Annotated in this window: 11 protein-coding genes; 9 read left to right on the top strand and 2 right to left on the bottom strand. The window is 46.6% G+C overall.

Features of this window, described 5'->3' with window-relative positions; translation table 11 throughout:
• Positions 1-3: 3 nt before the first annotated feature.
• From cybH to L4D12_RS09120, 9 genes are read left to right on the top strand one after another with little or no spacing between them, the layout of a single operon-like run.
• A complete protein-coding gene (cybH, locus tag L4D12_RS09160; RefSeq protein ID WP_428447528.1) occupies positions 4-687 on the top strand; it encodes a Ni/Fe-hydrogenase, b-type cytochrome subunit in 684 nt (227 codons plus the stop codon).
• Entirely contained in the window at positions 684-1,217 is a 534-nt protein-coding gene (locus L4D12_RS09155) for a HyaD/HybD family hydrogenase maturation endopeptidase (protein WP_428447527.1), read from the top strand. Before cybH ends, L4D12_RS09155 begins: the two co-directional genes overlap by 4 nt.
• 16 nt (positions 1,218-1,233) lie before the next feature.
• Complete coding sequence (locus L4D12_RS09150) at positions 1,234-2,997, top strand: hypothetical protein (protein ID WP_428447526.1); 1,764 nt, start codon at positions 1,234-1,236, stop codon at positions 2,995-2,997.
• Between the two features lie 3 nt (positions 2,998-3,000).
• Positions 3,001-5,343: a carbamoyltransferase HypF gene (gene hypF / locus L4D12_RS09145; protein ID WP_428447525.1), complete on the top strand. Its 2,343-nt coding sequence runs from the start codon at positions 3,001-3,003 to the stop codon at positions 5,341-5,343.
• Positions 5,333-7,048 carry an ABC transporter substrate-binding protein gene (locus L4D12_RS09140; protein WP_428447524.1) on the top strand — a complete coding sequence of 572 codons (1,716 nt, stop codon included), beginning with the start codon at positions 5,333-5,335 and terminating at the stop codon, positions 7,046-7,048. The genes hypF and L4D12_RS09140 overlap by 11 nt, the downstream gene beginning before the upstream one ends.
• Entirely contained in the window at positions 7,030-8,010 is a 981-nt protein-coding gene (locus L4D12_RS09135; RefSeq protein ID WP_428447523.1) for an ABC transporter permease, read from the top strand. The genes L4D12_RS09140 and L4D12_RS09135 overlap by 19 nt, the downstream gene beginning before the upstream one ends.
• The gene (locus tag L4D12_RS09130; protein WP_428447522.1) at positions 8,010-8,885 is read left to right on the top strand and encodes an ABC transporter permease; all 876 of its coding nucleotides are present in this window, start codon (positions 8,010-8,012) and stop codon (positions 8,883-8,885) included. The genes L4D12_RS09135 and L4D12_RS09130 overlap by 1 nt, the downstream gene beginning before the upstream one ends.
• A complete protein-coding gene (locus L4D12_RS09125; RefSeq protein WP_428447521.1) occupies positions 8,872-9,579 on the top strand; it encodes an ATP-binding cassette domain-containing protein in 708 nt (235 codons plus the stop codon). Before L4D12_RS09130 ends, L4D12_RS09125 begins: the two co-directional genes overlap by 14 nt.
• Positions 9,563-10,171, top strand: coding sequence for an ATP-binding cassette domain-containing protein (locus L4D12_RS09120; protein ID WP_428447520.1), 609 nt, complete (start codon positions 9,563-9,565; stop codon positions 10,169-10,171). Before L4D12_RS09125 ends, L4D12_RS09120 begins: the two co-directional genes overlap by 17 nt.
• Positions 10,172-10,287: 116 nt before the next feature.
• On the opposite strand, the gene rarD is transcribed toward L4D12_RS09120, so the two are convergent.
• Positions 10,288-11,178: an EamA family transporter RarD gene (rarD, locus tag L4D12_RS09115; protein ID WP_428447519.1), complete on the bottom strand. Its 891-nt coding sequence runs from the start codon at positions 11,176-11,178 to the stop codon at positions 10,288-10,290.
• Positions 11,179-11,267: 89 nt separating this feature from the next.
• Positions 11,268-12,437 carry an amidohydrolase gene (locus tag L4D12_RS09110; protein ID WP_428447518.1) on the bottom strand — a complete coding sequence of 390 codons (1,170 nt, stop codon included), beginning with the start codon at positions 12,435-12,437 and terminating at the stop codon, positions 11,268-11,270.
• Positions 12,438-12,479 lie beyond the last annotated feature (42 nt).

The raw sequence follows: 12,479 nt of genomic DNA, 5'->3' as shown, positions 1-12,479 counted from the left end.
ATCATGAGTACTAAAGAAGTTCTCTATAAACGAGAGCGGGTATTTTCTGTTGTTATTCGTGTTTGTCACTGGTTGCGCGCGTTAGCGATTACCGCTCTTGCGATTACTGGCTTTTATATTGCGTGGCCTTTTTTGGTCGCGCCTGAAAGTACTAACGTATTGGTGAACGGCTGGATCCGCTTTGCTCATGAAGTGTTTGGCTTTCTGTTGGTGGCGATCACCATGGCGCGGGTGTACTTGTTCTTCTTTAGCCGGAGCAATGTTGAACGACGATCGGTAAAGGATATCGTCAGCACTAAGAGCTGGGTTAAGCAGATCAAAGCGTATTTGTGGATGGGTAAACCACCGCATCAAGGCGCCTATGGTCCATTGCAGCTTGCTGTGTACGCGTCGATTTCCATGCTGGCTATTTTCATGTGCGTGACCGGATTGATGTTGTATGACAACGTTTATCACGGTGGTCTAGCGGCGATGTTGTTGCCAGTGACCGATTATCTGACTCAGCTTATGGGGGGCTTGGCGAACGTTCGTTTATGGCACCACTATGTAACCTGGGTATTTATCGTCTTTGTACTGAGCCATATCTACCTAGTGATTTGGACGGGTATTCGTTTCCGTAACGGTACCGCTGACTCAATCCTTTCTGGTTATGACTACACTTCAGTCACTAAGGACCACGCTGAATGAAAATATTGCTATTAGGTATTGGCAATGTTTTATACGCCGACGAAGGAGTCGGCGTTCACTTTGTCAACTATATGGCTGAAAACTACCGTTTCAGCCACCCAGAACATCAAATTGATACCCTTGATGGCGGTACGCTGGCTCAAGGATTAACCCCCATTTTATCTCAGTATGATCATTTGATTTTGGTCGATACCGTCAACGCGACGGATGTGGATGCGGGCGAAGTTTATTATTTTAACTTTGATAATGCGCCACCAGAAATTGACTGGCAAGGCAGTGCGCATGAAGTGGAAATGCTGCAAACGCTGATCATGATGGAAATGGTGGGGGACCGCCCGGAAACGTGGGTGTTGGGTGTGGTACCAACGGTGCTTGAACCGATGTATTTAGGTTTAACCGAGAAAATTAGCCAAGCGATTCCTCTGATGGAAAAAACGCTGTTGAAACATATGGATTCACTGAATGTTGACTATCAACGTGTGGCGAATACTCCCATTGAAGCGTTGATCCCTGATTCATTTAAACGTTAACCCAGTGAGAAATGTTATGAAGTTAATTCGTTTTTCATTTGCGTGCTCGCGAAAAGTGGCGTTTTATGCCCAGCTTTGCAATCACTATCTCAATTATGCGGAATTGTCGGTCACAATTGGCTGGATTGACCGTCGATTTGTCCTAGAAGCGGAAGGTGACCAAGCGGAATTAGAGCGTTTGGCTGCCTCGATCTCTAATGACTTTATGGTTTCAATTTGGTTGACTGACGCCAAAATGGATGTGGTGAGTGCAAGAATCGGTAGCCGCAGTAAGCTGACGCATGCTGATCGGCAACTACCATTTTGTAATCACTGTTATCCGCTTTTTTCTGATAATCAATCTGCGCAATTTGGTCAGCTCGATGTGGAATGCGCGTTATGCCACGGCGAACATACCGCACCGAGCTGCATAACGTTTAATGAACTGCAAAATAGCGCGGCTCAGCTACGTGAAACAAGCGAAGCTTCATTTTTGGTGGATGGTCATTATTACCATGTGAGTTTGAAGCCATTTATTCATGGTCAGCGTCAACAGGTCTTGGTGTGTAACCCTAATCGTTTGAATGATCATTTTGCCGCCGATAATCAACATGTATTAGCGTTATCAAGCTTGGAAAAACCCTTGGTCACGCTTCGTGCTAATGCAGATCATGCGCAGTTAACGCACACTCGTTATGATTTACGTTTCGCTTGGAATCGTATGCTGTCTGTATTTGCAGAGATTTTACGCCAGCAAGGTATTGATTATCTGTTTTACCAGACCAATGAAGCGCAAATGCAGGTGGCTTGGGTGGCGAATCAATGGAGTGAAATTGGCTCGTCATTGGATTGCAAGTTATCCCATCATAGCCCGATGACGTTACCTAGCGTGCCATTTGCGATGAAAGAGCCGCTGCACGATTATGCGATTATTCGTGGCCTTCGTGCGGATTGGCGCAAAGGCAAAGTGTCATTTAACCCCTCAGAGTTTGCAGATACCTCAGATCGCGACACGCATGCCATGTGTGCATTACATGCCGGTAATGTAGAGTCAGGCATTTTGCGTAACAGTGCGGTGATCTACTTTAGTCGCCAAGCGCCAGGTCAGTTGATTGCTTTAGGTAGCCGTCTAAAAACAGAAACGTTTTTTAAGTTACGTGATCTACCAGAAAGTGGCGATCAGCTACTCGAACGACTGATTGCCAGCGGCCGTAACGAAGTGGTTAGCCGTTTCTCTGCGCAGTTTGCCAATGATATTGAGATGTTAACGCACTATCAGTTTGATGGTGAGCGTGACAACTTAACTACATTATTTGCTATGAGTGCATTTTGTTTAGGCTTAGCCAAGCAAGGGGACTCCACTGAACAACTGGCCGATAAAGTGGTGGCAGCCGCGATGCGCTATCGTGGTAAAAACGCCCATCGCGTCGATTTTGCGTTTGATGAATCCAATGCGGAACTCATGCCTATTAGTGGTTTGGATTACTATCCAACGCTTGCCAGTGTCATGGCATTTCGTTTAGCGACTAACGGTGAGATGGACGATGTGCCGAAGTTGGCCTTTGGCATCATGGATTCCTTAGCCGATTATTTAGGTTCTTGGGTTGAGCATTTAGACAGTAAATACGGCATCAAGCAGGTTGTGTTAGCGGGAGATGAAATGGATAACGAATGCCTCACTCAGCGTATAGCGGTGCGAGTGGGTAATAATTTTCCGTTGTTTGCTAATCGACGTCTGATGATTGATGGCAATAACCTGAGTGTCGGTGCACTGCTACTCAGCCAGCGTCGTCGGAGATAGGGCATGAAAACAGAGGCGCTCCATCATTGTAAAGTGAACATCAAGGGCATCGTCCAAGGTGTGGGGTTTCGGCCATTTGTGTATCGTCTGGCAAATGCGCATGGTTTATCCGGCTCTGTGCTTAATGATCCTCAAGGTGTCACGATCCACTTGTATGGTTTAGCGTCTGCTGTTGAATCATGTATTGCCGCGATTATTGCTAATCCACCACCGTTGGCACGTATCGACTCTTATACTGTCGAGGAACTCGATGATGAAGCCGTGTTTAACGGCTTTCATATTATTAAAAGTCAGCAAACCTGTCGTGCCAGTGTGGCGCTTTCGCCAGATATGGCGACCTGTCCTGATTGCTTGGCGGATATCGCCAATCCGCACAGCCGTTATTATCGTTATCCGTTTACCAACTGCACCAATTGCGGCCCTCGTTATTCGATTATTTGCTCATTGCCTTATGATCGTAAAGCGACGTCGATGGCAGGTTTTGATATGTGTCCGGCGTGTCGTCAGGCGTATAGCGACCCTAACGATCGTCGTTATCATGCCCAGCCAATTAGCTGTCCTCAATGTGGGCCGCAATTGCGTTATTTAACTGCTGATGGTTGCCAGCAAAGCCAGGCTGAGTCTGCGTTATCAGATGCAATTAGCGCTATTCTGCGGGGCGAAATTATTGCTGTTAAAGGGCTGGGTGGTTTTCAACTTGTTTGCGATGCGACTAACTCTCTGGCCGTGCAGCAGTTACGCTTGCGTAAACAACGCCCGCTTAAGCCGTTGGCGGTCATGGTGAAAGATGAGGCGATGGCACAGAGCGTCGTGGTGGGTTGCGAAGCCGAGTGGCAGCAACTGCGCAGTGCCCAACGCCCAATCGTGCTGATGCAAAAACGGGATAACCCAACATTGGTGCTTGCCGATGAACTGACGTTTGATATTGAGAGTCTCGGGTTGTTTTTACCTTATACACCACTGCATGCGTTGTTATTGGATGGGGTGGATTGCCCGATTGTAGCAACGTCGGCCAATATCAGCGGCGATCCTATTTTGACGGACTGTCAGGCCGTCATTCGCCAGCTTGGTTTGGTGGTCGATGGTATTCTTGATCATAATCGCGCCATTATTCATCCTTGCGATGACAGTGTGGTACAAGTGATTAATGACAAGGTGATGGTGCTTCGCTTGGCGCGAGGTTTTGCGCCGCTTAGTTTTGCCTTACACGAGCCTGTCTCTCGTGCAACGTTCGCTGCTGGCGCGCAACAGAAAAACAGTCTGGCGTTGGCCTTTGATAAACAAGTGATTGTTAGCCCTTACATCGGGGACCTACATTCATTTGCCAGTGAAGAGCACTATCAACAGACGTTAACATCATTGACGCAATGCTATCAGTTTATGCCTCAAGTCGTGGTACATGATTTACATCCTAACTACGCCTCGACGCAAATAGCGATGGGGCTTGGTGGTAAGCCAATTGCCCTGCAACATCATTATGCGCATATCCTTTCTCAGCTAGCGATCAATCAATCGAATGGACCTGTCTTGGGTTTTGCGTTTGATGGTACCGGGCTCGGTGATGATGGCAAGGTGTGGGGCGGAGAAGTGATGCTTGCTGACATCCATGACTATCAACAGCTTGCGAGCTTTAAACCCTTCATGTTGATTGGCGCTGACAATGCCGTTAAAGACACTAACCGTCTGTTATTAGCTTTGCTATTTGAACGTTATTCGCCAGACGATATTCTGGCCATGAATTTAACGGCGCTTGCCGATTGTGAACCGAGCTTAATTCGTAATTTGCATCGGTTATGGACATCAAAAGCATCTTGCATTGCAACCAGTTCAACGGGGCGTTTGTTTGATGCTGTCGCTCGCTTGTTGGGCTTGATTGATCGCACTCAATTTGAGGGCGAAGCGGGCATGAAGATAGCGCAACATGCTTCCTATTTACTAGATAGTGACGACCATACAGATCTTACTTTGCCTTTTGCGTTAGCGATGGTAGCCGTAACCACTGAATCATTAGCGCTACAATGGGATACCCACGCTTTGTTTGCGCAGATATTGGATGCGGTTATCGCGAAGCCTTTGACATCGCAGCGTATTGCGGCGATTGCGGGGGGATTTATTGGCGCACTGGCTGATGCTGTTTGTGCGTTTGCCGTTCAGCAGCGTGAGCAAAAGGGTATTAATACCGTTACGCTATGCGGCGGTGTATTTCAAAATAAAGTCTTGTACGCGTTATGCGAGCAGCATTTGATTAGTCAGGGCTTCCAACTTCTCTCCCATCAGCAACTACCCATCAATGATGCCAGCATCGCTTTAGGACAACTTTGGTACGGAATTCATAATGGATCATAATCAAAATCACTCATCGCCTATGCCAAAGGCGACGATTCAAGATACAACTAAAACAATGACGCGTCTTTTTTCAGGATCCGTTTCAGGTAAAACGTTAGGTCACACCTTGCGTTCATTGTTGCCCGTCACAGCCTTATTGGTGTTACCGCTTACGACCAGTGTATGGGCGGCACCGGAAACCGTTGCTGAGCCAGCGGTTACTACTCAGCAGACTAACCCACCTCGTCAACCTCATACTAAACCGGTGACAATCGCGCTTGGCGCAGAGCCCGAAGCGGGATTCGATCCCATTTATGGCTGGGGGCATTACAATAATCCATTAATGCAATCCGCACTGTTGAAACGTGATGGTTCGTTAGACGTAGTGGGGGATTTGGCGCAAAGCTGGACGCTATCGAATGATGGCAGAACGTGGCAAGTGTCATTAAAACCACACTTGAAATTCAGTGATGGTTCGAATGTGACTGCGCAAGATGTTGCCTTTACCTACCGTACGGCAAAATCGGCAGCCAGCCTATATGACTTAACCAACTTAGACCGCGTTGAGGTGAGTTCTTCTGATTCTCTCACTTTCCACCTCAAACAACCTGATATCGCTTTTATGGATACCTTGGCATCATTAGCGATCGTTCCGCAGCATGCTTATGGTCCGGAGTATGCGCAGCATCCTGTTGGGTCGGGGCCATATCAGTTTGTACGTTGGCAAAAAGGGCAGTTGTTAGAGCTTATCGCCAACCCGTATTATTACGGGAAAAAACCGGATATTCGTCATCTGATTATCGTGTTCAGTGAGGAAGATAGCCGTTTTTCGCAATTATTAGCTCATCAACTTGATTTGGCCGCTATTCCGCCACATTACGTGCGCAGTTTGCCAAGCAATACGAAGTTGTGGAGTGTCAAAAGTGTCGATAATCGCGGCATCGCGTGGCCAATGGTGGCCTATGATGGCAAGGCGATTGGCAATGATGTTACCAGTGATAAAGCCATTCGCACCGCAATAGATGACGTCATTGATCGGGATGTTTTGGTTCAAGGCTTATTAGAAGGCCATGCGCGTCCCGCTTACTCAATTGCAGATAGCTTACCTTGGAATAGTGCGCCTACTAAGATAGTGCACGCCTCTTTAGATGAGGCGAAGCAATTATTGGATAATGCAGGTTGGCGGTTACACGATGGTGTACGTGAAAAGAATGGCGTGAAAGCGCAGTTCACTCTTTACTACAAATCGGGTGATAGCATTCGTGAACAGCTAACGTTGACGGTAGCGCAGATGATTAAACCGCTGGGCATTATTGTTGATACCAAAGGCACGAGTTGGGAAAACATAAGCAAAGTGATGCATCGTGAACCGGTATTGTTTGGCTTTGGTGCGTTGTCGCCAAGTGAAATGCGTTACACCTATCACAGTGATTATCGTGGCGTTGATTTTTATAATAGTGGTTATTATCAAAACCGTCAGGTAGATATGCTGTTAGATAAGGCACAGTCGGCCGCATCATGGTCGCAATCGATGCCATATTATCGCCAAGCTCAAACGCTTATTTATACCGATGAACCGTGGACGTGGTTAGTTAACCTGCAGCATTTATATGCCGGTAATCCTTGTTTGGATTTAGCTACACCCATGGTTGAACCGCATGATCATGGTTGGCCATTAACGAACAATATCGTTGATTGGACATGGGTGTGCCCAGATCCATCATGATGTTGACGGTATTAAAAATAAGTCTGCGTTTAGTGTTGCAGTTAATGTTGGTGATCATCCTTGCGTGGTGCTTACTGGCCTTTTCGCCTTTAGACCCAATTTATAGCTACCTTAACGGTAATGTATTTGCGGTTTCGGCGGCGCAAAAAGTACAGATGCTGCAACAACTGCATCTTGATCTGTCATGGTGGCAGTCATTTGGGTTATGGCTCGGGCACGTTTTTCACGGTGATTTCGGCTATTCCAACCTTTATCACCAACCCGTGACGGAGGTTATCTGTCAGCGAGGTGGCTTGTCGTTTCTGCTGATGGGGCTGAGTTGGGGGATCGCATTATTGATGGGCTACGGTTTGGGATTATTGGCTGGACTCTATCAAAATCGGCTGGCGGATAAAATCATTCGTACCACCGCGTGGTTACTGGCTTCTGTACCGCCATTTTGGCTTGGAATGGTATTGATCAGTCTATTTTCTGTCACCTTAAAGTGGACGCCAGTGTGCTGTGCTGCCCCCTATGACAGTAGTTTTTCAGCACAAAGTTTTACCAGTATGTTAGCGCATCTAGCCCTTCCAGTGACAACGTTGGTTTTAATTTATATGGCGCCGCTTGCGTTACATACGCGGGAAAAAGTCGTTGATGTGCTTAATGATGCTCCGGCACTCTATTCTCAGCTACATGGGCAGAGTGCAGTAGCGGTCACCCAATTTCACGTGGTGAAGAACAGCTTGCTACCCGCAGTAATATTGCATTTTAGCCATTTTGCTGAATTGTTTAGTGGTTCGATTTTGGCGGAAACTATCTTCAATTATCCCGGCTTAGGCCAAACCTTAGTCAAGGCGGGTTTAGCCAGTGATAGTGCTCTGTTTATGGGCGCGACGGTGCTGGGCGCGCTATTGGTTTTTACCAGTAACGGCATTGCCTCGTTATTGGCGTTAAAGCTAACACCGGGAGCGCTACGCTGATGTTAACTTTGATCTCTCGTGATGTAGTGAAAGGGTTTTGGCCATTATGGAGTGTGATTGGTTTACTTCTGCTCGCGCTTATCTGGCCTAATTCAGGACTTGATATTAACCTGTTACTGCGCAATATGCCGCCTTCACTGACGCACCCGTTTGGCACTGATTGGCTAGGGCGCGATATGCTCACCCGCAGTTTAAAAGCTCTGTTGACCAGTTTATCGTTGGCAGGTTTCGCGGTGGTATTAAGCAGTGTATTAGCTTTGATTATCGCGGCGTGTGCGATGACACATCGTTGGGTTCGTCAAGCGGTGGAGCTGTTGGTTGATGTGTCGTTGTCATTACCTCATCTGTTATTACTCATCTTACTTTCGCTTGCGTTTGGTGGGTCGTCTATTGGGTTGATTGCCGCCATTGCACTCAGCCATTGGCCCCGAATTGCGCGGCTACTGATGTTTGAAATGCACAGCGTATCGAATACGGTGTACTTTCAATTAGCGTTGCAGTTTGGACAACCGAGATGGCGGGTATTTTGTCGTCATTTAGTCCCTTACATTATTCCACAATGGCTCACGGGGGCTTTGGTGATGCTACCGTTTGCTCTGTCTCATATGGCGGCGTTGACCTTCCTGGGGTTTGGCTTAGATCCGTCATCGCCTTCAATGGGTGTGATTTTATCTCAAGCAAGTCGTTATTTTCTTGCGGGTGATTGGTGGCTTGCGGTGTTACCCGGTGCGCTGCTGGTCGTGACATTATTACTGCTTTCAGCCGTTGCACATCAAATTACACTGCGTATTCGTGGTCAACATCATCAGGCGAAAAAAACATCATCAATCACAACACCAAGTGAATGGCGGGGCAACGTCAATGCTGAGCGTTAATCAGTTATCAATTACGGCTAATTTTGGCGATGGTCAGCTACTAAAGCCGCTGAGTTTCGATCTTCAACGAGGAGAAATTCTAGGGGTTATTGGCGAAAGCGGTAGTGGTAAGAGCTTGCTTGCGCACGCAATGTTAGGCCATGTACCGAAGGGGTATCGTATTAAGGGGCATATTACCGCTTCGGCCAGTGTTGCGCTCTCGGCGCAATCGGCTGCCGTGTTTGATCCATTACGAACTATTAGTCAACATTTGTCACGTTGGCGACGCGCGTTTGTCCACCAAGACCATTATTTAGAGCAGCTTGGTATCGACCAAAATATTGCATCAAGTTATCGACACCAGCTTTCAGGGGGAATGGCAAAACGAGCGTGTTTGGCTCAGGCAATCGTGCAAAACCCTCACTTTTTGCTTGCTGATGAACCTTGTGCGGGGCTGGATGACGACGCGGCTCATCACACTTATCAACGTTTACGCCAAAAAACCGACAACGACCATCTCGGTATGATGATTATTTCGCACAACTTACGTCAATTAATGAAATGGTCAGACCGAATTTTAGTGCTTAAGCAAGGTGAGCTCATTGAACTCACCACGCCTAATGCGATTCGTGATAATCAATGCCATACGTACAGTCGTTCATTGTGGGAAGCATTGCCTGAAAATTGGGAGACGTTAAATGCTGAGTTTGCATAATGCGCAAGTACGCTATCACGACAAGCCGTTAAACGTGATGGATATCGAGTTAACGCGTGGTGAAATTGTTGGGTTAACCGGGCCAAGTGGTTGTGGCAAATCCTCTCTTGCTAAAGTGCTTGCAGGTATACAGCCGCTAAGTGCTGGTAAACGGTGTGCGCCGCCACGAATTAAAGGTGAAGCAAACCCGGTTCAGTGGGTCACGCAACAACCTGAGTTTGCCTTTAATCCTTATCTAAGTTTGCAACGTTCATTGCGTGAAAGCTGGCAGAGTGACGATTTTATGCTGCTATTAGCGGATTATGGTATTTGTCCAAGTTGGTTACAGCGTAAACCAGAACAACTGTCGGGAGGTCAATTACAGCGTCTTAATTTGGTGCGCGCATTAGTCCCTTCAACACAGTTTTTACTCTGTGATGAAATCTCGGCACCATTGGATTTACTGACTCAAAAACAGTTGTGGCAAACCTTGCTCAATCATTGTCGAACACGTCAACTGGGGGTGTTGATTATTTCTCATGACAGGGCGCTGTTAAATCGCCTTTGTGATCGGCAAGTCTGTATCTCATCAGTGGGTGATAACACTGATTGAAAAGAGAGCAAGCCGCCTTAAATTCAAGGAAGGCAACGCAATGCTGTTGCCTTCCTCGTTTTATAAAGAAAATACGATGAATAGATCAAACGCGTTGATACGTATGGGATGTTTCGTTATCCCATCGCTCTGCGTAGGGTGCGTTTTTTAAAGCTCATATCGATAATGCAGAGTAGTAGCCCTAGCCATATCAGCCCAAAGCTCATCACTTTCACCTGCAGCAATATTTCACCAAAGACAATGACCGCCAGCAAGAACTGGATACTGGGTTCGATGTATTGAATAAAACCAATCATGATGAGGTTAGTTCGCTCTACCGCAAGAGAGAACAGTACCAATGGGATTAGGGTGATCGGCGCAGAGAGTAAATACAGCATGATCTTACTGCTGTCACCGGATTGAAAGACCGATGTCTGTTGCCAGAAATCACTGAGCATAAAACACAGGGCGATCGGTAAGATGGTGATCAGTTCTATCATCATGATGCTGAGTGCATCAAGGTTGACATACTTTTTCATGAGACCATACAAGGCAAATGCACCACCCATGACAAGGGAAAGCCATGGTAACTCTCCGTAGTAAAAAACCTGACAGCCAATGCCCGCAATGGAGAGCGCAACAGCGACAGATTGATAAGTGGACAGTTTATCTTTTAGAAATAGCACACCAAAAATAATAGAGAAGATAGGGTTAATAAAATAACCCAAACTTGCGGCCAGTACTTGTTCATTAGTGACGGCCCAAGTAAAACTATATAACGAAACAAAATTAAAGATCCCAGCTAAAAAGCATAACAGCACGGTTCTTTTGCTGTGCATCGCCGCCCAAATTTTATCCATAGGGATGGAAAAAGCTTTAAGTAATAAATAGATACAAGGGATAGAAAATAATACTCGAATTGATAATATTTCGAGCACATTAGCATTTGGAATATATTGGAAATAAAGCGGCAGTAATCCCCAGACTAAAAAGGCACAAACTGCTATCCCATTACCTGATAACTTCATACAACGTACCTCAATACACAAGGATGCAGATCACCACGGGTGATCTGCATTTGTGTTTATTTTTTGTTAAACAGAGAAGAGCTAAATAATTAAATGGCTAACTGATCACGCACCAGTTCTACCCAGAAGTTAACGCCGATCATTAATAGATCATCGTTAAAGTCATAGTGAGGAAGGTGCAGTGGTACGCCGCCTTTCTCGCCTGTGGCACCATTGCCGACAAGGATGTAGCAGCTCGGGACTTCACGTTGCATGAAAGAGAAATCTTCTGAGATGCAGAACGGCTTACACTTGTCGTTCACCTTGGCCTCACCGACGACTTTCTTCGCGACTCTGACCGCGATTTCAGACTTGTCACTGTTGTTCACGGTAGAGAGTACACAGTTAGAAAATTCGTAGTTGTAGCTAAGGCCCGCCGCAGCGGTTACACCAGAGACAACGCGCTCCATTGCATTTTTTATGTATTCTTGCGTTTCATCTGAGAAGCAGCGGGTATCGCCAGACAGTGTCACCACCGTTGGGATCACATTGGCGCCACCGTTGGTTTTGATATCGGTTACCGAAAGGACGGCAGGCTCATGAATCGCATCCAAATTACGGGTGATGATGCCTTGTAAAGTAGAGACCACGTTACAGGCTACCAGTACAGGATCACTGCCTAAGTGTGGCATTGCCGCATGGCCACCGGCAGCGAGTATTTCAATGTTGAAATGGTTTTCGCTGGCCATGACCGAATTGGGACTGATCAAGAAATTGCCGACTTCAAGCCCCGGTAAGTTGTGCATTGCGTAGATGGAATCCATCTGCCAGCGTGTGAACAGGCCATCTTCAATCATCGCTTTGGCACCAGTGCCTTGCTCTTCTGCTGGCTGAAACACAAAGTACACGGTGCCGTCAAAGTCATCTTGTTGTGAAAGCTGATAAGCGGCACCAAGCAGTATCGAAACATGACCATCATGCCCACAACCGTGCATCATGCCGCTATTTTTAGAAGCATAAGCGAAGTCGTTTTGTTCTTGAACGGGTACGGCATCGAAGTCAGCACGTAATGCGATAGAGTGGCTAGACGTACCGCGTTTTAAAATCCCCACCATCCCGGTTTTACCAATATTACGGTGTACTTCAATGCCAAATGCTTCCAGTTTTTGCGCAATAAAGTCAGAGGTAACCGTTTCTTCAAAACCTATTTCAGGGGTAGTGTGCAGAAATTGACGCCATTCGATAATGTTATTGGGTAGATTTATAGTATTCGGATTCATAGTGTTCACTTTGAGCAAAAAAGAGCAAGGTCATAAGGACAA

It is taken from the genome of Photobacterium nomapromontoriensis (genome assembly GCF_050336815.1).
Lineage (GTDB): Bacteria > Pseudomonadota > Gammaproteobacteria > Enterobacterales > Vibrionaceae > Photobacterium > Photobacterium nomapromontoriensis.
The sequence above is the reverse complement of the archived record's forward strand: the minus strand, read 5'-3'. Positions and strand labels throughout refer to the sequence as shown.